General features: G+C 40.1%; 20 protein-coding genes, 2 tRNA genes and 3 rRNA genes. 5 read left to right on the top strand and 20 right to left on the bottom strand.

The window, feature by feature from the left end; all coding sequences use genetic code 11:
- Window position 1: 1 nt before the first annotated feature.
- From hemN to RGQ13_RS00145, 9 genes are all read right to left on the bottom strand, one after another.
- Window positions 2-1,342, bottom strand: coding sequence for an oxygen-independent coproporphyrinogen III oxidase (gene hemN / locus RGQ13_RS00185; RefSeq protein WP_348393357.1), 1,341 nt, complete (start codon window positions 1,340-1,342; stop codon window positions 2-4).
- 145 nt (window positions 1,343-1,487) lie between these two features.
- Window positions 1,488-1,799 (bottom strand): TraR/DksA family transcriptional regulator, encoded by a 312-nt coding sequence (locus tag RGQ13_RS00180; protein WP_348391545.1) that lies wholly within the window; start codon window positions 1,797-1,799, stop codon window positions 1,488-1,490.
- A gap of 15 nt (window positions 1,800-1,814) precedes the next feature.
- The gene (locus RGQ13_RS00175) at window positions 1,815-2,315 is read right to left on the bottom strand and encodes a DUF2489 domain-containing protein (RefSeq protein ID WP_348391544.1); all 501 of its coding nucleotides are present in this window, start codon (window positions 2,313-2,315) and stop codon (window positions 1,815-1,817) included.
- A gap of 8 nt (window positions 2,316-2,323) precedes the next feature.
- Window positions 2,324-2,896, bottom strand: coding sequence for a Der GTPase-activating protein YihI (gene yihI / locus RGQ13_RS00170; RefSeq protein WP_348391543.1), 573 nt, complete (start codon window positions 2,894-2,896; stop codon window positions 2,324-2,326).
- A gap of 1,166 nt (window positions 2,897-4,062) precedes the next feature.
- Window positions 4,063-4,177: ribosomal RNA gene (gene rrf / locus RGQ13_RS00165) — 5S ribosomal RNA — on the bottom strand.
- A 163-nt stretch (window positions 4,178-4,340) separates the two neighbouring features.
- Window positions 4,341-7,231: ribosomal RNA gene (locus RGQ13_RS00160) — 23S ribosomal RNA — on the bottom strand.
- 425 nt (window positions 7,232-7,656) lie between these two features.
- Window positions 7,657-7,732 (bottom strand) — tRNA-Ala (locus RGQ13_RS00155).
- Window positions 7,733-7,833: 101 nt separating this feature from the next.
- Window positions 7,834-7,910: transfer RNA gene (locus tag RGQ13_RS00150), tRNA-Ile, on the bottom strand.
- A gap of 119 nt (window positions 7,911-8,029) precedes the next feature.
- Window positions 8,030-9,574 (bottom strand): 16S ribosomal RNA (locus RGQ13_RS00145).
- Together the 16S, 23S and 5S rRNA genes with 2 tRNA genes alongside form the textbook arrangement of a ribosomal RNA operon.
- Window positions 9,575-10,310: 736 nt before the next feature.
- Here RGQ13_RS00145 and RGQ13_RS00140 point away from each other — a divergent pair.
- Window positions 10,311-10,859, top strand: a complete 549-nt coding sequence (locus tag RGQ13_RS00140) for a gamma carbonic anhydrase family protein (RefSeq protein ID WP_348391542.1) — start codon at window positions 10,311-10,313, stop codon at window positions 10,857-10,859.
- Between the two features lie 15 nt (window positions 10,860-10,874).
- Here the strand turns inward: RGQ13_RS00140 and RGQ13_RS00135 are convergent, their stop codons facing one another.
- The 3 genes from RGQ13_RS00135 to RGQ13_RS00125 all read right to left on the bottom strand — a co-directional run bounded on the left by RGQ13_RS00135 (window position 10,875) and on the right by RGQ13_RS00125 (window position 12,727).
- Window positions 10,875-11,090, bottom strand: coding sequence for a hypothetical protein (locus tag RGQ13_RS00135; protein ID WP_348391541.1), 216 nt, complete (start codon window positions 11,088-11,090; stop codon window positions 10,875-10,877).
- The gene (aroE, locus tag RGQ13_RS00130) at window positions 11,087-11,911 is read right to left on the bottom strand and encodes a shikimate dehydrogenase (protein WP_348391540.1); all 825 of its coding nucleotides are present in this window, start codon (window positions 11,909-11,911) and stop codon (window positions 11,087-11,089) included. The genes RGQ13_RS00135 and aroE overlap by 4 nt, the downstream gene beginning before the upstream one ends.
- A gap of 135 nt (window positions 11,912-12,046) precedes the next feature.
- Window positions 12,047-12,727, bottom strand: coding sequence for an OmpW/AlkL family protein (locus tag RGQ13_RS00125; RefSeq protein WP_348391539.1), 681 nt, complete (start codon window positions 12,725-12,727; stop codon window positions 12,047-12,049).
- Between the two features lie 126 nt (window positions 12,728-12,853).
- Between RGQ13_RS00125 and RGQ13_RS00120 the strand changes: the two genes are divergently transcribed.
- Window positions 12,854-14,686 (top strand): DUF3413 domain-containing protein, encoded by a 1,833-nt coding sequence (locus RGQ13_RS00120; protein ID WP_348391538.1) that lies wholly within the window; start codon window positions 12,854-12,856, stop codon window positions 14,684-14,686.
- Window positions 14,687-14,742: 56 nt separating this feature from the next.
- On the opposite strand, the gene hemF is transcribed toward RGQ13_RS00120, so the two are convergent.
- From hemF to RGQ13_RS00080, 8 genes are all read right to left on the bottom strand, one after another.
- Window positions 14,743-15,651: an oxygen-dependent coproporphyrinogen oxidase gene (gene hemF / locus RGQ13_RS00115; protein ID WP_348391537.1), complete on the bottom strand. Its 909-nt coding sequence runs from the start codon at window positions 15,649-15,651 to the stop codon at window positions 14,743-14,745.
- Window positions 15,651-16,220: a Sua5/YciO/YrdC/YwlC family protein gene (locus RGQ13_RS00110; protein WP_348391536.1), complete on the bottom strand. Its 570-nt coding sequence runs from the start codon at window positions 16,218-16,220 to the stop codon at window positions 15,651-15,653. The genes hemF and RGQ13_RS00110 overlap by 1 nt, the downstream gene beginning before the upstream one ends.
- Before the next feature lie 99 nt (window positions 16,221-16,319).
- Window positions 16,320-17,966, bottom strand: coding sequence for an acyl-CoA synthetase (locus RGQ13_RS00105; protein ID WP_348391535.1), 1,647 nt, complete (start codon window positions 17,964-17,966; stop codon window positions 16,320-16,322).
- A 437-nt stretch (window positions 17,967-18,403) separates the two neighbouring features.
- Window positions 18,404-18,907 carry a 5-(carboxyamino)imidazole ribonucleotide mutase gene (gene purE / locus RGQ13_RS00100; RefSeq protein WP_348391534.1) on the bottom strand — a complete coding sequence of 168 codons (504 nt, stop codon included), beginning with the start codon at window positions 18,905-18,907 and terminating at the stop codon, window positions 18,404-18,406.
- 108 nt (window positions 18,908-19,015) lie between these two features.
- Window positions 19,016-19,582 carry a DNA topoisomerase family protein gene (locus RGQ13_RS00095; RefSeq protein WP_348391533.1) on the bottom strand — a complete coding sequence of 189 codons (567 nt, stop codon included), beginning with the start codon at window positions 19,580-19,582 and terminating at the stop codon, window positions 19,016-19,018.
- Between the two features lie 77 nt (window positions 19,583-19,659).
- Window positions 19,660-20,133, bottom strand: coding sequence for a DUF494 family protein (locus tag RGQ13_RS00090; RefSeq protein WP_348391532.1), 474 nt, complete (start codon window positions 20,131-20,133; stop codon window positions 19,660-19,662).
- A 43-nt stretch (window positions 20,134-20,176) separates the two neighbouring features.
- Entirely contained in the window at window positions 20,177-21,292 is a 1,116-nt protein-coding gene (dprA, locus tag RGQ13_RS00085) for a DNA-processing protein DprA (protein ID WP_348391531.1), read from the bottom strand.
- 62 nt (window positions 21,293-21,354) lie between these two features.
- Window positions 21,355-22,452, bottom strand: coding sequence for a LysM peptidoglycan-binding domain-containing protein (locus RGQ13_RS00080; RefSeq protein ID WP_348391530.1), 1,098 nt, complete (start codon window positions 22,450-22,452; stop codon window positions 21,355-21,357).
- Window positions 22,453-22,601: 149 nt separating this feature from the next.
- Here RGQ13_RS00080 and def point away from each other — a divergent pair, with 149 nt between their 5' ends.
- The 3 genes from def to rsmB are packed head-to-tail and all read left to right on the top strand — an operon-like array spanning window position 22,602 to window position 25,398.
- Window positions 22,602-23,114: a peptide deformylase gene (gene def / locus RGQ13_RS00075; protein WP_348391529.1), complete on the top strand. Its 513-nt coding sequence runs from the start codon at window positions 22,602-22,604 to the stop codon at window positions 23,112-23,114.
- A gap of 9 nt (window positions 23,115-23,123) precedes the next feature.
- Window positions 23,124-24,110 carry a methionyl-tRNA formyltransferase gene (fmt, locus tag RGQ13_RS00070; protein WP_348391528.1) on the top strand — a complete coding sequence of 329 codons (987 nt, stop codon included), beginning with the start codon at window positions 23,124-23,126 and terminating at the stop codon, window positions 24,108-24,110.
- A complete protein-coding gene (gene rsmB, locus RGQ13_RS00065) occupies window positions 24,103-25,398 on the top strand; it encodes a 16S rRNA (cytosine(967)-C(5))-methyltransferase RsmB (RefSeq protein ID WP_348391527.1) in 1,296 nt (431 codons plus the stop codon). The genes fmt and rsmB overlap by 8 nt, the downstream gene beginning before the upstream one ends.
- Window positions 25,399-25,403: the final 5 nt, after the last annotated feature.

Genomic DNA, 25,403 nt, shown 5'->3' with positions numbered 1-25,403 from the left:
GTTAAATTACTCGAGAAAAACGTTGCTGATGTATTTTTGATTTTAAATACGCATCAAAAGACATACAAATATTACGAATTAACAAGCGTCCTTTCTCGGCTACAACAATTTCATCAACACTATTAGTTAATAAATCATCATTAATAAACGTCTGTAAGCTCTGTAAATCTTCAGCAAAGTATTCATTAAAGTTAATTTCAAATTGCTGTTCAATTAGATTTTTTGACAAGCTAAAGTTACACATCAGTTCTTTAATCACTGTAGCTCTGATCACATCGTCTTTTGTAGTCACAATGCCTTTTTCTAGTGCATGACCCTTTTCATCAACAGCTTGGTAATATTCTTTTAAAGTTTTACTATTTTGGCTAAAACTTTGGCCTATAGCACTTATAGAAGATACACCCATGGCAAGTAAATCGCAGTCTCCTAATGTAGTATAACCTTGGAAATTACGGTGCAGTTTACCTGCTTTTTGCGCTATAGATAATTCATCAGTTGGTTTGGCAAAGTGATCCATTCCAATAAAGTCATAACCAAGATCTATTAAAGATTCTATTGCGAACTGCATAATGGCAAATTTTTGATCTGCATTAGGCATCCATTCGTCTCTTATTTTTCGTTGTGCGGCAAAACGACTTGGCATATGCGCATAACTAAATAAGGAAATTCTATCTGGATCCATAATTTTTACCGCAGCAATAGTATTAGCGAACGTTTCAGGACTCTGGTGCGGCAGGCCATATATCAAGTCAATGTTTACTGAATTAAAACCAATCGCTTTTGCGTGATGTATTAAGTCCGTCACAAACTCTGTACTCTGCTCTCTGTTTATTGCTTTTTGAACTTTTGGATCAACATCTTGAACACCAATGCTTAAACGATTAAAGCCTTCAGCGTATAAGTGGTCTACTATGTCTAAATCAATTTCTCTAGGATCAACTTCTATTCCTAGTTCTGCCGTATCGGTAAAGTTAAACGATGATTTAAGCTTGTTTACTAATCGACTAATTTGAGTTTTGGTTAAAAATGTTGGTGTACCGCCACCCCAGTGTAATTGCTTAACTTGATGGTCTTCAAATAATTTGGCGCGAGAATCGATCTCTTTGAACAAATAGTTAAGGTATTCGTCTGCTTTTCCACGATGACGAGTGACAATTTTATTACAACCACAGTAGTAACAAAGGCTATGGCAAAAAGGAATGTGGACATACAGAGACAGGTCATTTGTAGCTGAATTACTTACAGCTTCAACTAAATCACCATCAGTAAACTCTTCGTTAAACTCTAATGCTGTAGGGTACGATGTATAACGTGGTCCGCTTACATTATATTTGGCTAACAATTCTGGGGAAAACATTTGAGATGACATTACAACAACCTTTCTATACTAATGCTGATTAGTATAGAAAGATCTAATTAACAGGTATTGATCAAGCGCAATGTTTTAGCATTCAATTAACAATTGAATGCTAAGCAATTGGTTTATACTAATCTGCACATTGAATGCATTTAGTCGCTGCAGGTTGAACTTTTAAGCGACCAATAGCTATGTCATCACCGCATTGGGCACAAACTCCATATGAGCCGTCTTCTATACGGGTAATTGCATTTGAGAGTTGCTGAATTTCAATTTTTGCTTCCGACTCTAGTGCATTAAGTACTTCATCATTTTCACGTTCACAAGCTTGCTCAGCCCAGTCAGCTGCGCGCCCGTCGGCAAAATCACCATGAATTGAATTTACACGTGCCTGTAAGGCAATAATGCGTTGAGTAAAGTCTGCTTTTAGCTGTTCAGACATAATTCTGCCTCGCTTCTATTTTTTTTGTTGGTTTAGCTCTTTTTGCAGTGATTTAACATAGGGTAGTAAATCTGCTACATCGGTATATACAGCAGGCTCTAATTCTTGTTCAATTCCCATACGTTCAAGATCTAACGCTAACCTATCTTTCTTTGATAGTTGTTTGCGCGCATCAAGGATCGGCATATGACTAATTTGGCTGTATAACTTAAATATAGCAGGAAATTTTGATTTTAACTCTTCACTGTATTGAGGTAATGATTCCATCAATACAGAGAGACGCCAACAGCCTTCAGATATTTCACATTGTTTTTCAGAAATAGCCTTTGTTATCAGAACTATAGAGTCAACAGCTTTCAAATCCCGGATAATTTGTTTTTGCTTGTGATCTGCCTCAATTAGCTTGGTATTTAACGTTTGACTGCGTAATTTAAACATTAAAAACGCAGCATAACTCGCTAAAGCTAAAAGCACTAAAGAAGCAAAAATCAGCAATAATATGGCACTAACAGACACTATAAAACTTACTCTTTAAACTCAGAAAAATCAGTTTCGTCTAATTTATCCCAAAGTTTATCTTCAGAATCTTCGTCTTCATATTCTTCATCATCATCTTCTGTTTCTATGCCCAAAGCAGCTAAAAGCTCTTCGTAGCGATCAAAACTAGCAGATAAGGTTTGTGCCTCTTGTTCCGTTAATTCTTCACCAGCTTCCGCTCTAGCGGCTAATATTTGCAATTCTTCATTGTCTTCAATAGCAAATAATTCTTTTTCTAATGCTTCTATTTCAGTGTTATCAACTTCAACGTCTTTGATAGCTGCAATTGGTTGCTGAACAGCTTTGGTTTTAGGCTTAGTTTGTTTAACTGGCGTAGAGGCTACACCAAGATCAATAGGTTTTTTACTGCCAATACGTGGATCTTTATCCTTCACATCATCTGGTTGGCTAGTTTTAACAAAAGCGACTTGTTGACGTGTTCCTGCTTTGTTGCCCGAGGTTTTACGCGTTCTTGGCTCTTTCTCTTCGATAATATTCTTGTTTGGTTCGCTTATACTTCTAGCGCGACCTGGCTTGCGAGATTTTTTAGTTCTGCTCATAATGTTCTTAAATAAATAGTAATTAAGTCTATTTTACGCGATCTATCGCTAAAACTGTTAGTTTTTGTTCAATAAACTGACAATTTATAACAAGATTTCTAATGATTACTTTTTTTATGAACAAAACAAAATTCTTACCATCCCTGGAAATTTTGCATATAGCTCTTTCCTGAGCAAAAAAAACGACAGTCATATGACTATCGCTCTTCGACAAATACTTTTGTCACTGTTCTGGTTAATCCAGCCCTGAACCTATCCTTGAAATACTATCCCTATATTTTAATCGTTTCCATACATTGTTTTTTATTTTCGGTCTTCCTGACACCTTATTTACTATCCATAACCCCCGAAGGGTAAATCATCCAATGATAAATAATCTTCCTGATTAACTTAATAATCCATTAAGTATATCCCTGTAGCATCCTTACCAAATTTCCACTTCTTGATTTCTAATAAGCTACATCCTGTAACTGTTATAAAGTTTAAACCTTCATGACCTTATTACAATAAGTTACAAAATAAGGAATCGAACATAAAACAAGCAAACCACATAACGCATTGTTTTTACTGTAATAATATAATGATGCGTTGGCTTTTTCCGTTAATGTCTATTAATGCTATGGTCAATGTCGCACATATATATCAGCTTATTGAACTGTGTTTATTATTATCCTGGGAGATGTTATTTTCTTTGATTTACATTTTTTAGCGTATTTAGAACCTCTCTATAGCCGAAAGGGGGTCCCTCATCTCGTTCCACTAGTGGGGGATGACGGTGTGTTTTTTCAAAGTATAAGTGAGTAACCGCGATGCTAATTAACTTACACCACGTCATCCCGGAAGAGCTTTAGCGATGTCCGGGACCTCATTGAGCGTGCTGTGGTTATAAAAGTTTAAATATTTAAAGCACGATACGCTTCAGGAGGTTACGCACAAAAGCACTGCGGAATGACGGAGTACTTTTTCTTATTATAGTTGCGTAACCGCGATGCTAATTAATTTAAACCACGTCATCCCGGAAGAGCTTTAGCGATGTCCGGGACCTCATACGGTTGAAGTGTGCTTGAGTTGGATACGCAAAGCTATGCCTACAAAGAAGTAGGTCACGCCAGGATCCTAAACGAAAAAAGCCCTCTGCATTAGCAGAGGGCTTTTCGGAATTAGGAGCCTGGCGATGACCTACTCTCACATGGGAACTCCCACACTACCATCGGCGCAACTGCGTTTCACTTCTGAGTTCGGCATGGGATCAGGTGGGGCCACAGTGCTATTGTCGCCAGACAAAAACTGTTGGTTCTTTCGAACCTGTTATTCGACGTATCGAATAACGAATTTGGAAAAATCGATATTAAACCATGTCTCAAGTATTCTTGTTAATGCGTGAATCTCTTTAAAAGAGTATCAGACCATACAATCTCTCAAAGCAAAACTGCTTGGGTGTTGTATGGTTAAGCCTCACGGGCAATTAGTATCAGTTAGCTCAATGCCTCACAGCACTTACACACCTGACCTATCAACGTTGTAGTCTCCAACGACCCTTTAGGGGACTTAAAGTCCCAGTGAGAACTCATCTCAAAGCCTGCTTCCCGCTTAGATGCTTTCAGCGGTTATCAGTTCCGAACGTAGCTACCGGGCAATGCCACTGGCGTGACAACCCGAACACCAGAGGTTCGTCCACTCCGGTCCTCTCGTACTAGGAGCAGCCCTCTTCAATTCTCAAACGCCCACGGCAGATAGGGACCGAACTGTCTCACGACGTTCTAAACCCAGCTCGCGTACCACTTTAAATGGCGAACAGCCATACCCTTGGGACCGACTTCAGCCCCAGGATGTGATGAGCCGACATCGAGGTGCCAAACACCGCCGTCGATATGAACTCTTGGGCGGTATCAGCCTGTTATCCCCGGAGTACCTTTTATCCGTTGAGCGATGGCCCTTCCATACAGAACCACCGGATCACTATGACCTACTTTCGTACCTGCTCGACGTGTCTGTCTCGCAGTTAAGCTGGCTTATGCCATTGCACTAACCGTATGATGTCCGACCATACTTAGCCAACCTTCGTGCTCCTCCGTTACTCTTTGGGAGGAGACCGCCCCAGTCAAACTACCCACCAGACAGTGTCCCCAAGCCCGATTAGGGCCCTAGGTTAGAACATCACGCATACAAGGGTGGTATTTCAAGATTGGCTCCACCACATCTAGCGACGCGGTTTCAATGCCTCCCACCTATCCTACACATGTAGGAGCAATGTTCACTGTCAAGCTATAGTAAAGGTTCACGGGGTCTTTCCGTCTAGCCGCGGGTATACGGCATCTTAACCGCAAATTCAATTTCACTGAGTCTCGGGTGGAGACAGTGTGGCCATGATTACGCCATTCGTGCAGGTCGGAACTTACCCGACAAGGAATTTCGCTACCTTAGGACCGTTATAGTTACGGCCGCCGTTTACCGGGGCTTCGATCATCAGCTTCGCTTACGCTAACCGAATCAATTAACCTTCCGGCACCGGGCAGGCGTCACACCGTATACGTCATCTTTCGATTTTGCACAGTGCTGTGTTTTTAATAAACAGTTCCAGCCACCTGGTTACTTCGACTCTCCGCTGCTTACCTCGTAAAGAGTTCACAATAGAGAGCGTACCTTCTCCCGAAGTTACGGTACTATTTTGCCTAGTTCCTTCACCCGAGTTCTCTCAAGCGCCTTAGTATTCTCTACCTAACCACCTGTGTCGGTTTGGGGTACGGTTCCTATATATCTGAAGCTTAGAAGCTTTTCCTGGAAGTATGGCATCAACAACTTCAACTCCGTAGAGTCTCGTCTCGTATCTCAGCCTTAAGAAGAACCGGATTTACCTAATTCTTCAGCCTACATACTTTCACATGGACAACCATCGCCATGCTTGCTTAGCCTTCTCCGTCCCTCCTTCGCAATATATAGAAGTACAGAAATATTAATCTGTTTCCCATCGACTACGCGTTTCCGCCTCGCCTTAGGGGCCGACTTACCCTGCCCTGATTAACATGGGACAGGAAACCTTGGTCTTTCGGCGGGGGAGTTTTTCACTCCCCTTATCGTTACTCATGTCAGCATTCGCACTTCTGATACCTCCAGCAAACCTTACGATTCACCTTCAACGGCTTACAGAACGCTCCCCTACCACTTGAACCTAAGTTCAAATCCGCAGCTTCGGTGCATAGTTTAGCCCCGTTACATCTTCCGCGCAGACCGACTCGACTAGTGAGCTATTACGCTTTCTTTAAAGGATGGCTGCTTCTAAGCCAACCTCCTAGCTGTCTATGCCTTTCCACATCGTTTCCCACTTAACTATGACTTTGGGACCTTAGCTGGCGGTCTGGGTTGTTTCCCTTTCCACAACGGACGTTAGCACCCGTAGTGTGTCTCCCGCATATCACTCATTGGTATTCGGAGTTTGCAAAGGGTTGGTAAGTCGGGATGACCCCCTAGCCTTAACAGTGCTCTACCCCCAATGGTGTTCGTGCGAGGCTCTACCTAAATAGATTTCGGGGAGAACCAGCTATCTCCCGGCTTGATTAGCCTTTCACTCCGACCCACAAGTCATCACCGCATTTTTCAACATACGTGTGTTCGGTCCTCCAGTTGATGTTACTCAACCTTCAACCTGCCCATGGGTAGATCGCCGGGTTTCGGGTCTATGCCCTGCAACTAAACGCGCAGTTAACACTCGCTTTCGCTACGGCTCCCCTATTCGGTTAACCTTGCTACAGAACATAAGTCGCTGACCCATTATACAAAAGGTACGCAGGCACCGGACTAAATCCGGCTTCCACTGCTTGTACGTATGCGGTTTCAGGTTCTATTTCACTCCCCTCACAGGGGTTCTTTTCGCCTTTCCCTCACGGTACTGGTTCACTATCGGTCAGTTAGGAGTATTTAGCCTTGGAGGATGGTCCCCCCATATTCAGTCAAGATTTCTCGTGTCCCGACCTACTCGATTTCACTATTAGGTTGTTTTTGTGTACGGGGCTATCACCCTGTATCGCTGTCCTTTCCAGAACATTCCACTAACGCCCAAATAGCTTAAGGGCTGATTCGCGTTCGCTCGCCGCTACTAACGAAATCTCGGTTGATTTCTTTTCCTCGGGGTACTTAGATGTTTCAGTTCTCCCGGTTCGCCTCGCATAGCTATGTATTCACTATACGATACCTGCCTTACGACAGGTGGGTTCCCCCATTCGGACATCTGTGTCTATAGCGCCTTTTATCGGCTTAACACAGCTTTTCGCAGATTAACACGTCCTTCATCGCCTCTAACTGCCAAGGCATCCACCACATACGCTTAGTCACTTAACCATACAACCCCAAAAAGTCTTGCAACTTCAAGAATGTTCGGAGACTAATCCGAACTAAGTTATAGGTCTGACATTTTCACGCATTCAATAAGAATGTTGGCAACCTACGTTGCCAAACCCACAGTAAACTGTGAGCCTTGAGTAAGAACTAATTACATAACGATAAGATATGTAATTAATAATTTGAGTTGTTGTATAAAACAACTCAGTGATAAACAACAAGTTGTTTATCGTGATGATTTGCTGACGTTTATGATTGGAGATCATAAACACAAATCATCGGGTTTAATATCAGCTTTCCAAATTGTTAAAGAGTTAATCAACACACGCATTCGGTGCAGATTTTGGTTAAAAACCAAACTTAACGCATCATCCTTTATCATAAAGGGGATGTTTTAAGTTTGGCTTCTTACGTTAAGAAGAAAATGGTGGAGCTAAGCAGGATCGAACTGCTGACCTCCTGCGTGCAAGGCAGGCGCTCTCCCAGCTGAGCTATAGCCCCATTGTGTTACCAATGGTATTTAACTCTTTTTAGAAGGCATTTTATGACGCCGTGTAGTTCACCTACACAAGTCATGAAATAACGCACTAAAAACGTTAAATTGGTAGGTCTGGGCAGACTTGAACTGCCGACCTCACCCTTATCAGGGGTGCGCTCTAACCAGCTGAGCTACAGACCTATCATGATGGGTCTGCAACCTAAGTTACGACCTATTTTCTTCATCTTTCGTTATCATACAATTTGTGTGAACACTCGCGAAACTAACAAGTTAGTTTCCATTAAGTTGTCTACTTAAGGTAAGGAGGTGATCCAACCCCAGGTTCCCCTAGGGTTACCTTGTTACGACTTCACCCCAGTCATGAATCACAAAGTGGTAACCGTCCCCCCGAAGGTTAAACTAGCTACTTCTTTTGCAACCCACTCCCATGGTGTGACGGGCGGTGTGTACAAGGCCCGGGAACGTATTCACCGTGGCATTCTGATCCACGATTACTAGCGATTCCGACTTCACGGAGTCGAGTTGCAGACTCCGATCCGGACTACGACAAGCTTTGTGGGATTCGCTCCACCTCGCGGTATTGCTGCCCTCTGTACTTGCCATTGTAGCACGTGTGTAGCCCATCCCGTAAGGGCCATGATGACTTGACGTCGTCCCCACCTTCCTCCGGTTTATCACCGGCAGTCTCCTTAAAGTTCCCGACACTACTCGCTGGCAAATAAGGATAGGGGTTGCGCTCGTTGCGGGACTTAACCCAACATTTCACAACACGAGCTGACGACAGCCATGCAGCACCTGTCTCAGAGTTCCCGAAGGCACTAATCTATCTCTAGAAAATTCTCTGGATGTCAAGGGATGGTAAGGTTCTTCGCGTTGCATCGAATTAAACCACATGCTCCACCGCTTGTGCGGGCCCCCGTCAATTCATTTGAGTTTTAACCTTGCGGCCGTACTCCCCAGGCGGTCAACTTATCGCGTTAGCTGCGCTACCCACAGATCAAGTCTACAGACAGCTAGTTGACATCGTTTACGGCGTGGACTACCAGGGTATCTAATCCTGTTTGCTCCCCACGCTTTCGTGCCTCAGCGTCAGTATTTGTCCAGGTGGCCGCCTTCGCCACTGATGTTCCTTCCAATCTCTACGCATTTCACCGCTACACTGGAAATTCCACCACCCTCTACAATACTCTAGCTTGCCAGTTCAAAATGCAGTTCCAAGGTTGAGCCCTGGGCTTTCACATCTTGCTTAACAAACCGCCTACGCACGCTTTACGCCCAGTAATTCCGATTAACGCTCGCACCCTCCGTATTACCGCGGCTGCTGGCACGGAGTTAGCCGGTGCTTCTTCTGTTGCTAACGTCACAGCTAGCAGTTATTAACTACTAACCTTTCCTCACAACTGAAAGTGCTTTACAACCCGAAGGCCTTCTTCACACACGCGGCATGGCTGCATCAGGCTTTCGCCCATTGTGCAATATTCCCCACTGCTGCCTCCCGTAGGAGTCTGGGCCGTGTCTCAGTCCCAGTGTGGCTGATCATCCTCTCAAACCAGCTAGAGATCGTCGCCTTGGTAAGCCTTTACCTTACCAACTAGCTAATCTCACTTGGGCTAATCTATGAGCGAGAGGTGCCGAAGCGTCCCCCCCTTTGGTCCGTAGACATTATGCGGTATTAGCAGTCGTTTCCAACTGTTGTCCCCCACTCAAAGGCATATTCCCAAGCATTACTCACCCGTCCGCCGCTCGACGCCGAAGTAGCAAGCTACTTCTCGTTTCCGCTCGACTTGCATGTGTTAAGCCTGCCGCCAGCGTTCAATCTGAGCCATGATCAAACTCTTCAATTAAAAAGTTGTTACATTTGAAACAAGACAAGCTTGTTTCTACTCAATGAATTCTGAATGTTTCGTCTAACCAGGAGCTGGTTAAACTAAAACGTACTAATTAACTTCATCGCTAAATAAAGATAATTAATTTGTTTGTGTGTTCATTCATCATTAAGTGATTTCGATACCGAGGTATCTATGTTGTAAATCAATCTTAATGTGAGTGCCCACACAAATTGCATGATAACTAATTGTTAAAGAACCGTTCTATTCGAACGAAGAGCTAATCGCATTCGTTAGTCTCTTTGCTTCAATCCGGCTAGTAGCCTTGCTTGAAGTGGATGCGCATTATAAGCACCCTAGTTTTAATGTCAACCGATTTTTTGAATTATTTAAAAGTTTATTTTTAAATGCTTCATCAGCGTTTAAGTACCCTATTGGATTACTTAACTTATTAAAACGCTTCGTTGGGATGTCCCGAAGAAGTGAAGCGCATTTTAGAGATTTTTGCGCTGCCGTCAACTGCTTTTTGAAATTAATTTGAAATAAACTCGATTTTGATTATATTCTGTACAAGCTGCGCTATTATTGAGCTCAGTGATATCGATATGATCGTTTTTAGTTATATTTGAATTACATTCTATCGGTCACAGTTAATTTAAAAGATACAATTTAATATTAGATAATGTGTTTTTTTATCAGTTTGCTCTAGTTTTTTTGATAGAGTAATTACTAAATCAATTAATAGGCTTCATTTATGACAGTTTCTTCCCTTAGACCCTATAGAGGTATATACCCTAAATTATCTGAAAAAGTATATATCGATCCGAGTAGTGTATTAATTGGTGATATAACTTTAGCTGTCAACGTCAGTATCTGGCCTTTAGTGGTAGCACGCGGTGATGTTAATCATATAACTATCGGCGCAAATAGTAACATTCAAGATGGTAGTGTATTGCATGTCACTCGCAAAACCCCGAAATTTCCTGACGGCTATCCCTTAGTTATTGGTGAAGAAGTTACCGTAGGTCATAAAGTAATGCTGCATGGTTGTACTTTGGGCGATCGTATATTGGTAGGCATGGGGGCCATTATAATGGACGGTGCGATTGTAGGTGATGATTGTATTATAGGAGCAGGTTCTCTAGTACCACCAAATAAGACATTAGATCCTGGATTTCTGTATGTTGGTAATCCGGCAAAACAAAAGCGCCCTCTCACTGATGACGAGTTCACTTTCTTAAGAGAAACTAATGCTAATTACGTACGTTTAAAAGATGAGTATATTGCAGAACTAAATCAATAGTTGCTAGCTAACTTACTAGAGCCAGATCTCATTATTCTCATCTGGCTCATTCTCTTCTAACCACTCTTCGACTTGTTCTTCCCAGTCAAACTTATCGGCTTGGCTTATTGCTGAAGCTGAATGTGCTATGTATATATTTACCTGATTGCCAGACAGTAATCCGGTAAAACGCCAAAGCTGCTTTTCTACTATATAAATGTGATCATCATTAAACAATATAGCTTGATTCATTTATCGGCGCCTTGTAATTGACTTCTTAACTTAGCTAACACCTGAGTTTGTTGTGGCCTTACATTTCGCCAAATATAAAAGCTTTCTGCCGCTTGCCCTACTAGCATACCTAAACCATCAATCACTAAACGGGCCTTATGCTTTTTGCACCAGTTTAAGAAAGGGCTTAATTTGGCACCGTAAACCATGTCATAGCAAACAGTGTTAGTAGTAATACATGTAGAACTTAAATCAGGTAAATTTGCCGATAAGCTTGCTGAAGTTGCATTTATGACAACATCAAACGTTGCTTTGGCAGTTTCTGCATAGCTAATTGCAGTTATTTTTTGATCGGTAAAACGAGCAGCAAGTTGTTCTGCTTTCTCTGTTGTTCTATTTACAATAACTATCTGCTTGGGATTTTCAGCTAATAAGGGAAGAATAACGCCACGAGCAGCACCACCGGCTCCCATTAATAGTATGGTTTTATTGGTAAGTTGAACTTGATGATTTTTTAAATCATTTACTAAGCCAACACCATCTGTGTTATCGCCTTTGATAGTTCTTTCACTAAAAATCAGAGTATTAACAGCACCTGCTGCTTTGGCGCGTTCGGTGAGTTGATCACACATCTGCATTGCTTGCTCTTTAAATGGAGCTGTAACATTGGCCCCCTTTCCTCCAGCGAGAATAAACTTATTAACGCTTTCTTCAAACTCCGCGCTAGTTGATAAACACTTATCATAATGAATGGCTTGCTTAGTTTGCTGAGCAAACATTTGATGAATGATTGGGGATTTGGATTGGGCAATTGGGTTGCCATAAACTAGAAATTTATCCATAAGGAAACAGTGCAAAGATATTTGTTATTAGGTTAACCAATCTTTCGGTAAAAGTAAAAAGCCACTTATACTTTGATAGAAGCACAAAGTATAAGTGGCAAAGCCTTTAAATTACTCCCAGGAATAATTTAATCATTAAAACTTATAACCCAGCATTACAGAAAACACCATTGGATCAACATCAACTTCAGCTTTACCAATACTGTCACCGCCAACATCGAAAGTAGCGTCAGTGCCAATATCAATGTAACGCGCTGATGCATTAATATGCCATTTTTCGTTTAGTTGGTAATCTGCACCAACTTGTAATGCAAAGCCGAAAGAACCATCTAATTCAAGATCACTTAAACCAAGGCTTTCTGGGCCTGACTTAAATTCTTCATCGAAGAAAATAGTGTAGTTAAGACCAGCACCAACATATGGTTTTAAGTTTGTACCGGTTTCAAAGTAATAAAGCGCACTTACAGTAGGAGGCAAATGAGATACTTCGCCTAAAGTAGCGCCATCTACACCTAAAACAGCATTAGGATCATGAATAGTTACTTCATGAGTAAATGGTGTTGCAGCTAAAACCTCAACAGCCCAGTTACTATCAAAAAAATATACGAAATTAAGGCCTAATTGAGTGTTATCATCTACACTGATTGACATGGTTGAATCAGCACCTCCTAATAATACAGCTGACTTACCTTCGTCAGGGCTAACCATGGTTACACCACCACGGATCACAAAGTCTCCTGCTTCGTAAGATGCCGCTACTACTGCGTTACTAGCTAATAAAGATACGAGTGCTAAACTAATTAAATTCTTTTTCATGGCCTTTGCCTTACATGTTAATATTGTTAAGATTTGTAAAGAATTGTAACCACAAAAAAAGTAGGGTTATTGATCTAAAACAAATTATTTTTGATACTAGACAAAAGATAATAAAATAAATAATTTATGAATAATTTCCAAACAAATAATGTTAAAAGCTGGTTAAACAGATACTTAATCGTTAACTTTATAATTACACTCTTCATCGCCTTAAGGTATTTAGCACCGCATCCTTATCCAGATAGTGTAATTTCAACCATATTTTTATTTACCTATAGCGTTGCTCATTTAGGTTTATTAGCACTATTACTTACTGGTCTATTACATTTACTAGCTAGAATAATAAAGCACTATGTAGCAATACGATTTATCGCGATTATTCTCGTATCTTTAGCATTATCACTGTTACTTGCCGATACCTTTGTATATCAACAATATCGTTTTCATTTTAACGGTATTGTTTTTGAATTAATGGTTGAGGGCGGAACTGAAATATTCAGTTTTTCATGGCAATTATGGACTTTAATTGGCTTAATTATATTGGCATTTTTTGCGGCACAAATATTCTTAAGTGAAATGCTTCGTAATAAATTTGTAAGAACGCAGTTTTCATTGAAAACGCCGTTAAAGGTATGGTTAGTGTTTTTATTGTTAGGTCATGGCATTCATACCTGGGCAGATGCAAAATTTGAGAAAAACATTACCCAACAAGCTCGTTATTTACCTATTTCATTTCCGTTAACAGCGAAAGGCTTTATGGCCAAATTTGGTGTGGTTAATATAGAAGCACAAAAACAACAGGCCTTGTTGAAACAAAAAAAGGTAAAGTCAGCAATTAATTACCCGTTAAGTGCGATGCAGTGTGAACCAGTTGAACAACAAAAAAACATTTTGATGATCACATTGGATTCTTGGCGTAGCGATATGATGGATGCCAAAATGACACCAACTATTCAAAGTATTGCTGATAAAGGAACACATTTTAAGCAGCACTATAGTGGCAGTAATAATACTCGTCACGGCATGTTCAGCTTGTTTTACGCCATTCCTGGCCATTACTGGCAACCTATTCTGGATACTCAAAACTCTCCGGTGTTAATGGATGTGATTAAAGAGCAAAGCTACGATATTGGTATTTTTGCCAGTGCAAAATTAACGAGCCCTGAATTTGATCAAACACTATTTAGTAATGTTGAAAATCTTCGAACTCATTCTAAGGGAGATAAACCGTTTGAACGGGATATGGATATCACTAAAGATTTTATTCAATGGCACAAAAACAAAAGTAATACGAAACCATTTTTTGCCTTTATGCTTTATGATGCTGCGCATGGTTTTTCTATACCTAAAGATTTTGAACGTAAATATACGCCTTCTCTAGATGAGATTAATTATATGGCCTTGAATGATGATTATGACTCAGGGCCATTCTTAAACTTATATAAAAATTCGATCAACTTTATTGATCTGCAAATTCAACAAGTAATTGAACAATTAGGTGATGACATAAATAATACCATCATAATTATTACTGGTGATCACGGTAAAGAATTTAATGATAGTAAAAAAGGTTTTTGGGGACACAACTCAAACTATTCAAGATACCAAACTCAGGTCCCGTTGATAATTCATTGGCCAGATGCTCCGAAAAGCTTTTATCAATCTCAAACTAGCCATTATGATATTGCCCCAACGTTACTCACCGATGCGCTTGGTTGTAGTAACAATAGTAATGAATACAGTAGTGGTCAGTCATTATTTACCAAACAACAGCATAGCTGGTTAATTTTTGGCCGTGATGGTTATTACGCAATAAAAGATAACCAGCAACTAAATGAGCTAGATCGTTTAGGCAATTTCACAATTTTTGATGATGATTATCAAGAAGTTGGAGACGGTAAACTGGATATGAAAGTAGTGTTAGAAGCGATGGAAGAGTTACGTCGTTTTAATAACTAAACAAACTACGAAGCTCCCTTTGAAAGGGAGCGTCTATTCTTTTTTGTGCGTGTCTCTTATAGCCAACGCTGTGGTTTTAAATAATGCTGATAAAGCTCAGCTTCTTGGCTACTCGCTTCAGGTTGATAGTTATATTCCCATCTTGCCAGTGGCGGCATAGACATTAATATAGATTCTGTACGACCACCTGATTGCAAGCCGAATAACGTTCCACGGTCAAATACCAGATTAAACTCGACATAACGACCACGGCGGTACAATTGAAATTGGCGTTGATGTTCAGTGAAAGGAGTATCTTTACGCTTGTTAATAATTGGTACATAAGCATCGATAAAGCCTTGACCTACTGCCTTGATGTAATTCAAGCAAGTATCAAAATCCCAACAATTTAAATCATCAAAAAACAAACCACCAACACCACGGGTTTCATCTCTATGTTTTAAATAAAAGTATTCATCACACCATTTTTTATGCTCATCATAAATGCTATCACCAAACGGAGCACATAAATCAGCAGCGGTTTGATGCCAATGAATAACATCTTCTTTTACTGGATAAAACGGTGTTAAATCAAACCCACCACCAAACCACCAAACAGGCTCTTCACCTTCTTTTTCAGCAATAAAAAAGCGTACATTGGCATGAGATGTTGGTATATGAGGATTTTTAGGGTGAATTACCAAAGAAACGCCACAAGCTTGCCAAGTGCGACCGGCTAATTCTGGGCGATGCGCGGTAGCTGAAGGTGGTAATTTATCGCCACTAACGGTTGAAAAGTTAACTCCACCTTGTTCTATTACCGCACCATTAGTTATTACTCTAGTACGACCTCCACCACCTTCTTCTCGTTGCCAAAGATCTTCAACAAACTTAGCGTCACCATCGGCTTGCTCTAATGCAGAACAAATTTGATCTTGTAACGTTTTTAAAAATTCAATCACTTGCTCAATATTAATTTGGCTCATTAGCGGTATACTTCCCCTGTTAATGCATTGATTATTGTTGATGGTTTTGCAAAACCTAAGGTTTCGCCTTTGATAATAAAGTCGAGAGTATTACCAAACTCAGCCTCAACTTGCAGCCAAGTCTTGGCTGGCTCTTTTCCAGCTAAATTGGCGCTAGTTGATACTATTGGCTTATTCGTCGCTTTACATAGCGCAACAACATCTGGTTGACTAGTCACTCGTACTGCAATAGTTGTAAACTCGCCGGTTAAATATTTCGCAATAGAAGAATTTGCAGGAACAACTTGAGTGATACCATCAGGCCAACGAGACAATACTGTGTAACGTTTATCCTGTGGGATTTTACTATCGTCGATAAAAGGTAATAACTGTGAATAGTTACTGGCCAGTAAAATTAAACCTTTGCTTACCGAACGCTGTTTTATTTGTAATAGTTTTTCAACTGCCAACTGGTTGTCAGGATCACAACCTAGGCCAAAAACTGATTCTGTTGGATAGGCAATAATTCCGCCCGCTTCGAAAGCTTCTTGGGCAGAAGAATAGATATCAGATTGAATTTTCGAACTCATCTATGTGCAGATACTTTGTGTATTTTAAAAATGCGATCATTATATCGTTTTAAACGAAAGACCGCATTGATTTGTTTACGTAGAGTTTATTCTTTAACATTAAGCCGTTTCTGGAATGTTTTCGAATAAGTTCTTTACTTTTTCTCGTAAAATAAACTTTTGAATTTTCCCTGTTGACGTTTTCGGTAAGTCAGCAAAAACAATTGTTTTAGGACATTTAAATCGAGCCATATTTTCACGACAAAATTCAATGATTTCACTTTGTGTAGCATGTTCACCTGGCTTTAAAGAAACAAAAGCACAAGGTGTTTCTCCCCAAGTATCATCTTTGCGAGCAACAACGGCAGCTTCCATTATCGCTGGGTGGCGATATAAAACCCCTTCTACTTCAACAGATGAAATATTTTCACCGCCTGAAATTATAATATCTTTTGATCTATCACGTATTTCTAAATAACCATCCGGGTGTTTAACCGCTAGATCGCCAGAATGAAACCACCCTCCTTTAAAGGCATCGATGGTGGCACTTTCATTTTTTAAGTACCCTTTCATCGTAGTGTTTCCGCGAAACATGATTTCACCAATAGTTTCTGCATCAGCAGGAACAGGCAACATAGTTTCAGGATCTAACACATCGACATCTTCTTGAGTTGGGTAGCGGATCCCTTGTCTTGCTTTTAATGCTGCACGCTCATCGCTAGTTAAGTGATCCCACTCTTGTTTCCAAGAGCTTGCCACACAAGGCCCATAAACTTCTGTTAAACCGTAGGTTTGGGTGATATCAAAACCCAGCTTTTCCATACCTTTGATTACTGTTGCTGGTGGTGGAGCGCCGGCAGTCATAGCTTTAACGCTGCCGGTTAATTTCTGAGTAAGCTCCTCAGGACCATTTAAAATCATATTTAACACAATTGGTGCACCGCACATATGAGTAATATTGTGTTCTGAAATAGAATTAATAATGGCGCTCACTTCTACTTGGCGAAGACATACATGGGTAGCCGCCATAGCCGTAACAGTCCAAGGAAAGCACCAACCATTACAATGGAACATTGGCAGAGTCCATAAATACACAGCGTTTTCATCTAATGGCCAAATCATATTATTACCTAGCGCATTTAAATAAGCTCCACGATGAGAATACACCACACCTTTTGGGTTACCCGTAGTGCCAGAAGTGTAGTTTAACGCCATAGCTTGCCATTCATCTTCAATAATTGGCTGCACGAATGATGGATCGCCCGTTGCTAACAGTTGTTGATATTCTAGCTCACCTAAACGATCTCCTCCTTGGCTTTGTGGGTCATCTATATCGATAATAAGCGGTGTTCTACTTGATAGCGCTACGGCTTTTTTCATCACTTCACTGTAGGCTGTGTCCGTCAGTAAAACATCACACTCGGCATGATCAAGAATAAAAGCAAGGTTTTCAGCATCTAAACGAGTATTTAAAGAATTAAGTACAGCCCCTAGCATCGGTACAGCGAAATGCGCATCTAAAAACGCTGGAATATTTGCCGCCATAACCGTAACTGTTGTGCCTTTTTTTACACCGTGTTGTTGTAATGCAGACGCAAGACGATTTACATTTTGTTGATACTCGCTGTAAGTGTATCGTTCATTGCCATGAATAATTGCAGTTTTATTAGGATATAACTCTGCGCTGCGTTTAAGAAAATTTACAGGGCTTAACGCTTGATGATTGGCTACGGCTTTGCCTAGCCCATTAGTGTATTTATCTGACATGGATCCACCTGGAAAATATTACCGATATTAAGTAAATAATGAACCACATTTAAAGTTTACACAATTCTACCTTAGTCTAGCGATCAATTTGGCAATTCTAAGTTAATTAATCCGTGAGTTTACAAATCTATTGCCGTTTTCAACATGGAAGTTGAGTATGCCGCGAACGCATGGATGCGTAGGAGCGGTCCATGGCGATTTGCATTCCTTTTTTTACAGGATGTAACGTATGCCATTTTCACATGGATGTGATAAAAATGGTCATCCCTGAGTTTACAAATCTATTGCCATCCATGGCGATTTGCATTCCTTCATCCCTGAGTTTACAAATCTATTGCCATCCATGGCGATTTGCATTCCTTCATCCCTGAAGTAAAAAAAGGCCCGAATAAATTCGAGCCTTTCATAAATTTTAATTTTAATTTTAGGTTAAATTATTAACCTAATTTAGCTTGCATTGCTTCGTCTTTTGCAAGAAGTGCGACAGCGTTAGCAGCGCGTTCAGCTTTAACTTTATCGGCAATACTTTGATCAGCTACACCTAAAATTTGCGCAGCTAAGTAACCCGCATTTTTAGCACCTGCTTTACCAATTGCAACAGTTGCTACTGGAATACCGCCAGGCATCATCACGGTTGATAATAATGCATCGTGACCTTGTAGTGGGCCATTATCTACTGGAACACCAATTACCGGGCGAGTTGTCATACCGGCAACAGCACCTGCTAAGTGAGCAGCTAAACCTGCAGCACAAATAAATACCTTACAACCACGCTCTTCAGCATCTTTTACGTAAGCTTTAGCAGCATCTGGAGTACGGTGAGCCGAGCGCACACGAACTTCACAATCAATTTCAAACGTTTTTAATACGTCGATAGTTGACTGCATTACAGGAAGGTCAGAATCTGAGCCCATTAAAATAGCAACGAATGTTGATGACATAGTTTTCTCTCAAAGTTTAAGTTTAATAAATATTTGATATATAAAGTTAAACCTTTACATATCAAATACTTATACCAATCTACTTAATCGCAGTAGTTAACTGGATTGCTAGTATAATGATTTTATCTTGTGACTGCACTTTTTTTGCGGACAAAATAATACATTTTCACCGGACATTTTTCTTTGCACCATAACCTTCCAACCGCATTTGGGGCATGCTTCAGTTACGGGTTTGTAATTAAGAATATATTTACATTTAGGATAGCTGTCACAGCTGTAAAAAGTTTTGCCTTGTCGGTTCATCTTTTCTTGTAGTTGCCCTTTGTTACATTCAGGACATTTTACATCAAGATCATCATATTGATTCATTTCTTCAATGTGATGACATTCAGGAAAGTTACTACAACCAATAAATAGCCCGTATCGACCTTGTTTAACAGCAAGTTCGCTAGAACATTTAGGGCACTGGCTACCAGCCAACATTTGTGTTTCAAATTTTTCTTGTTCAACTACCGGTCGAGTATAATTACACGTTGGATAGCTTACACACCCAAGAAATGCGCCAGCTTTAGAATTTTTTACGGCAAGTTCACTGCCACATTCTGGACATACCTCATAGGCTTTTTCCAGAGCGTGTTCGTGTTGAGAAAATAATGGTTTGCTATCTTTAGTCATAAAAACTCCGTTAAGAACGGATATTATGACATAAAAATAGCGATTTTTTTAAGCAAATGTAATTTTAACAAAGCTAGTTAGTGCAGCGGACCTTCACATTCATCAAAGATTAAATCTTCCATTTGTGAATATGCTGACTCTTTACCAGGCACATTAAACAACACCATTAGCACTACCCACTTTAAATCATCAATATTAAAGTCTTTGGTATCAAGCTCCATGACACGATCTACAACCATTTCACGGGTAGTGAAATCAAGTACATTCACCTGCTCTAAAAACATTAGAAATCCTCGGCATTCAACATCTAGAAAGCGAGTTTCTTCAGGAGTGTAAATACGTACCGATGTACCCGGTCTGCGGGTAAGGTATGGGTATGCGTCTGTATTTTGTAGCGCAGCCAGTTTTTCTAACCATGATAGAGCTTTATAGATCTCGTCTTGATGGAAACCAGCACGGGTTAATTCATCAGTAAGTAGATCATGATCTACCATTACCTCAGCTTCGCTGTGGATATAGTTTTCAAAAAGGTACATAAGAATATCGAACATAACTAGCCCCTTTTAAGTGATTGAACTTATTCAATTTATTGTTTTAGTTCAATTTGATATAGCCTCCCGGTACCGCAGTTACCAGACCTCTAAGCTCTAGCGTCATCAATCGGGTTAAGACTTCCTCTGTGGGAAGCTGACTCCGAGAAACTACCGTGTCTACGGAAGTAGTTTCATAATCCACACTACGCAACAATGGATCGATAAACAAGTCTTGTTGGTCACTTTTTTGGTGTTTTTTTTGTTCTCTTTTGGCCTCTCCTTTATACAGACCAGATGTAGAGGGGAGATCTAACAAAAATAAAATATCCTCTACTTCATCTACTAAAGTTGCTCCTTGTTTTATTAAACTATGACAACCTTTACTTTGCGGATTATTAATTGCTCCTGGCATGGCAAAGACTTCACGGTTTTGTTCTATTGCCATTCTTGCCGATATCAATGACCCACTTTTGAGTTGCGCCTCAATGACAAAAACCCCGAGGCTCATACCGGTAATAATGCGATTCCGCTTTGGAAAACACCCTGGATTTGGCCTAGTCCCAGGTAAATATTCACTTATAATAGCGCCATCACAGGCGAGTATGTCTTTTGCTAATGGCTTGTTACGAGCAGGATAAACAATATCTAAACCAGTGCCTACGACAGCTATGGTCGACTTTTCAGCCAGTAATGCTCCTTGATGTGCAGCCGAGTCGATCCCTAACGCCAACCCTGAAGTAATAACAATGTTTTCTGAAGATAGTTGATAGGCAAACTTTTTAGCTGACTCCCGCGCGCTGAGGGTAGCAGAGCGAGAGCCAACCATGGCTAACTGTTTTTGGTTTAATAGACTGAGGTTACCTTGACCAAAAAGCAATATAGGTGGATTTTCTGTTTGTTTTAACAGCTCGGGATAATATTTATTCTGTATACCAATAATTGTTATTTGATATTGCTGGCAACAGGAAATAACAGCATTGATTCTTGACCAGTTTGGCTGGCAAATAGCTGTAGTTTGAGCCTGATTCAGACCAAAGCTTGTTAGTGCACTTTTTGAAAGTTGAAAAAACTTGGCCAAGCCAAATTCATTAAGCAGATTGATTTTGATATTGCTGGCTAAGCGTGGGATTAATTTCCACGCCAGCCAATAATGGGCATTAGATAATTGTTCTGACATATTCTCATCCTTAAGAAATATACCACACAAAAAGGGTTAGTATTATTGTTGTTATGGCCTCATTATGGGGCGCTTACATAATCTTCAATACGAACTGATTTAGTTGTTGATAACACAATAGCGTAGCTGGTTTTTTCCATAACCTTAAACACCATTAAGTGACCAATATTCTCCATTGGCATACTAATATGTTTATCACTATCGTTTGGACGTGTTAAACGATACCAGAAAGATGCATCTTCTTTATAAACAGGGCCATCTGCAGTTTCGATAACATCAGGGCTTTGACGATTAATTGCGTAAACTTCCCCCATGTTCAACTGATGGTTAGCGCCTTTATTTAATAACACTACTTCAAACTTGCCAAACTCTCGAGTTAGGTTATATGAACTGATCATACGAGCCTGTAGCTCTTTATCTTTAACTGTTTGCATCGCATAAAAGGATGGTAAAAGCTGTCCTTCATTAACCTCTACAACGATATCCCCTGCTCTAACTTCTCGTTTAGATGACTCTAAAAATGCCGTAGAAGGTTCTTTGTTTTCAAGATTACCTGTTCTTATTCCTTTTGCAGTACCAACTAGTATAGCGTAATAACCTAAATGCTCTTTGCTTTCAGGATCTAATATCTCATCGCCTTTATGGTATATTGCGTAGTTCTGGCCGGCTTTTAACTCACCCTTAATATAAAGTTTAGCGCCTTCCATGTTGGATTTATATTTTTCATCACCACCTAAAATATAAGGTGACGTGTCAATTTCAGCTTGGCTAAGTACTGTTGAATAGTTTAAATAAGGGGCCAAGTGTTCAAGCGGTAAAATAGTAATAGGGTTACTATCTTTTAAAGTTTTCCTACCTTTTGGTGACCATTTTAACTCAGGCTTTCCCTTAACCAACATTGGTTGACCATTTTCATCATAAACAAGACGCAATTCATCGCCTGGATAAATTAAATGGGGGTTATTTATTTCAGGATTCATCCGCCACAGCTTTGGCCATAACCAAGGTTCATTTAAGAAAATTCCAGAAATATCCCATAGAGTGTCGCCTTTTTTGACTACATAGGTTTTCGGAGCATCATCTTTAATTTGCAACTCGTCAGCTAAGACAAGTAATGATGTAAACAAGCAAAATATTGTTATTAGTATTTTTTTATACATGCTGATTGGTCCATTTCAAGCAATTTACTGCCTCTGTAAGCAGATAATTCTACTTGCTGAGTATAAAGCCCTATTATTACTAGAAAATAATGGCTAAAATTAAAACATAACACTCTATATCAATTATCGCTAATTGTTTTGCAAATATTATGACTATTTTAAATGTACTACGCTTTCCAGATGAACGCCTAAAAACGGTTGCTAATGAAGTAACCGAAGTCAATGATGACATTAGAAAAATTACCGAAGACATGTTTGAAACCATGTACGACGAAAACGGTGTGGGGCTTGCTGCTACACAAGTAAATATCCATCAACGTATTGTAGTAATCGATGTTTCCGACGATAAGTCTGAACCATTAGTATTAATTAACCCTGTTATCACTGAAAAAAGTGGTGAAATAATGATAAACGAAGAAGGTTGTTTATCTGTTCCAGGTACCTACGCAAAAGTTGATCGCAACACTGAAGTAACAGTAACGGCGTTAGATGCTCAAGGAAAAGAGTTTTCTTTACAGGCAAGTGAACTTCTCGCTATTTGTATTCAACATGAGTTAGATCATTTACAAGGTGTCTTATTTATTGACTATTTGTCACCACTAAAGCGTCAACGAATTAAAACTAAATTAGAAAAAGCAGCTCGTTTAGAAGCGAAAGCTTAGGAAATTACCTTGTCAAAACCATTAGATATTATTTTTGCCGGCACACCGCACTTTGCTGCAGAACACTTACAAGCGTTAATTGATTCTAAGCATAATGTTAAAGCAGTTTATTGCCCACAAGATAAACCTGCGGGTAGAGGCAAAAAGCTAACGGCTTGTGCTGTCAAACAGCTTGCTCTTGAACACAACATCCCAGTTGAGCAGCCACTTAATTTTAAAAATGAAACTGAACAGCTTACTTTGAATAATTACCAAGCGGATGTGATGGTGGTGGTTGCTTACGGGTTACTTTTACCGCAAGTAATATTGGATACACCTAAATTAGGCTGTGTTAATGTGCATGGTTCGTTATTGCCTCGTTGGCGCGGTGCGGCACCTATTCAGCGATCCCTAGAGATGGGTGACAATGAAACTGGCGTTACCATTATGCAGATGGATAAAGGTTTAGATACAGGTGCTATGTTATTAACAGCCAGCTGCCCTATTACCAATATTGATACCAGCGCAACTCTTTACGAAAAGCTTGCATTGTTAGGCCCTAAAGCTCTTTTGGAAACTATGAATCAAATGGCTCTTGGCACCCACACTGCAAAACCTCAAGACAACAACTTAGCAAACTACGCTAAAAAGTTAAGTAAAGATGAAGCCGAACTCGATTGGTCATTGAGCGCAGAAATTCTAGATAGAAAAATTCGTGCATACCAACCTTGGCCGTTTGCACAAATCACCTTTAATGATAACGGTAAAGAACACCGCATTAAAGTGTGGCAAGCACAGCCTTTAACTACAGAATCAAACAAACCTGCTGGCACAATCGTTCATGTTGATAAAACAGGAATAACAGTAGCAACAGGACAAGGTTGTTTGAAACTGACAAGCTTACAATTACCAGGGAAGAAAGCTTTAGCTGTAGCAGATATTTTAAATGGTCGTGCAGATTGGTTTATCGTTGACAACCTAATAACAGGCAATGCTGTGGATACAACTAATGAGTAAAAATGTTAGAGCCCTTGCTGCCCGTTGTCTTTATGCTGTTGTTGACCAAGGTCGCTCTCTGTCTGACGAATTACCAAAACAACAATTGTTGATTGAGTCAGGAAAAGATAAAGGCTTACTACAAGAGCTCTGCTATGGCGTGCTGCGTTATCTGCCTGAACTTGAACAACATGTACGCCGCTTTGTTAAGAAGCCATTAACTGGCAAACAACGAGTGTTCCATTTTTTAATGATGGTGGGTATTTATCAAATAAAATTTACCCGCATTCCTGATCATGCCGCAGTAGCAGAAACTGTTGCTGCTACCGCCATATTAAAAAACCGTCACTTAAAAGGCATGATTAATGCTGTTTTACGTAGTTACCAGCGAGATCCAGAACTAGAAAATATTGAACAATTACCGGATCCTGTACGTTACAACCACCCGGGTTGGTTTATTAACAAAATTAAAGCTGCTTACCCAGATAATTGGCAGAATATTCTTGAGCAGAACCTACAACGACCACCTATGTGGCTTCGAGTAAATCAACAAAAATCAACTATTGAAAATTACCTTAGTTTATTAGCAGAACAAGAAGTCGTTGTTCTGCAAGTTGATCCATTAAGCCAGGCTATTTTATTAGAGCAAGCAACCGATGTTACTAAGCTGCCACACTTTGAAGATGGCTGGGTGTCGGTCCAAGATGGTGCGGCACAAATGGCTGCGCCGCTATTAAATGCTCAATCTGACGATAATGTTTTAGATTGTTGCGCCGCACCTGGCGGTAAAACCTGCCACATACTTGAGCTTGCACCTAATATTAAAGCGATGACAGCAATTGATGTTGAAGAGTCGAGACTCGTTCGGGTAAATGAAAATCTAACTCGTTTGGGCTTAAATGCAAAAGTCATTGCTGGTGATGCGGCAAATCCAGAGCAATGGTTTGATGGTGAATTATTTGATCGAATTTTACTCGATGCTCCCTGCTCAGGCACTGGTGTGATCAGAAAAAATCCAGATATAAAATGGCTAAGACGAGCAACAGATATTGATGCCTTAGTTATATTGCAAAAACAGATACTTAACGCCATTTGGGCGTTATTAAAACCAGGTGGTACGATGATTTATGCCACCTGCTCAATCTTGCCAGAAGAAAATTGCCAACAAATAGAAAAGTTTATCACTGATACGCCTGATGCAGTATTAGAACCTTTAGCTTTAACTGAACACAGCAATGATTGGCAAATATTACCAGGCGATAATTCAATGGATGGCTTTTATTATGCCAAACTCAGTAAAAAGTGCTAAGTTAA

The organism is Thalassotalea psychrophila, assembly GCF_031583595.1.
Taxonomy (GTDB): Bacteria; Pseudomonadota; Gammaproteobacteria; order Enterobacterales; family Alteromonadaceae; genus Thalassotalea_A; species Thalassotalea_A psychrophila.
Note: the sequence above shows the minus strand (reverse complement) of the source record. Positions and strands in the feature narration are given on the sequence as shown.

Excerpts from the sequence above, each read along its gene's own strand:
- RGQ13_RS00180 (WP_348391545.1), bottom strand. The coding sequence starts at position 1,799 with ATGTCTGAACAGCTAAAAGCAGACTTTACTCAACGCATTATTGCCTTA.
- yihI (WP_348391543.1), bottom strand. The coding sequence starts at position 2,896 with ATGAGCAGAACTAAAAAATCTCGCAAGCCAGGTCGCGCTAGAAGTATA.
- RGQ13_RS00140 (WP_348391542.1), top strand. The coding sequence starts at position 10,311 with ATGACAGTTTCTTCCCTTAGACCCTATAGAGGTATATACCCTAAATTA.
- RGQ13_RS00135 (WP_348391541.1), bottom strand. The coding sequence starts at position 11,090 with ATGAATCAAGCTATATTGTTTAATGATGATCACATTTATATAGTAGAA.
- aroE (WP_348391540.1), bottom strand. The coding sequence starts at position 11,911 with ATGGATAAATTTCTAGTTTATGGCAACCCAATTGCCCAATCCAAATCC.
- RGQ13_RS00125 (WP_348391539.1), bottom strand. The coding sequence starts at position 12,727 with ATGAAAAAGAATTTAATTAGTTTAGCACTCGTATCTTTATTAGCTAGT.
- RGQ13_RS00120 (WP_348391538.1), top strand. The coding sequence starts at position 12,854 with ATGAATAATTTCCAAACAAATAATGTTAAAAGCTGGTTAAACAGATAC.
- hemF (WP_348391537.1), bottom strand. The coding sequence starts at position 15,651 with ATGAGCCAAATTAATATTGAGCAAGTGATTGAATTTTTAAAAACGTTA.
- RGQ13_RS00110 (WP_348391536.1), bottom strand. The coding sequence starts at position 16,220 with ATGAGTTCGAAAATTCAATCTGATATCTATTCTTCTGCCCAAGAAGCT.
- RGQ13_RS00105 (WP_348391535.1), bottom strand. The coding sequence starts at position 17,966 with ATGTCAGATAAATACACTAATGGGCTAGGCAAAGCCGTAGCCAATCAT.
- purE (WP_348391534.1), bottom strand. The coding sequence starts at position 18,907 with ATGTCATCAACATTCGTTGCTATTTTAATGGGCTCAGATTCTGACCTT.
- RGQ13_RS00095 (WP_348391533.1), bottom strand. The coding sequence starts at position 19,582 with ATGACTAAAGATAGCAAACCATTATTTTCTCAACACGAACACGCTCTG.
- RGQ13_RS00090 (WP_348391532.1), bottom strand. The coding sequence starts at position 20,133 with ATGTTCGATATTCTTATGTACCTTTTTGAAAACTATATCCACAGCGAA.
- dprA (WP_348391531.1), bottom strand. The coding sequence starts at position 21,292 with ATGTCAGAACAATTATCTAATGCCCATTATTGGCTGGCGTGGAAATTA.
- RGQ13_RS00080 (WP_348391530.1), bottom strand. The coding sequence starts at position 22,452 with ATGTATAAAAAAATACTAATAACAATATTTTGCTTGTTTACATCATTA.
- def (WP_348391529.1), top strand. The coding sequence starts at position 22,602 with ATGACTATTTTAAATGTACTACGCTTTCCAGATGAACGCCTAAAAACG.
- rsmB (WP_348391527.1), top strand. The coding sequence starts at position 24,103 with ATGAGTAAAAATGTTAGAGCCCTTGCTGCCCGTTGTCTTTATGCTGTT.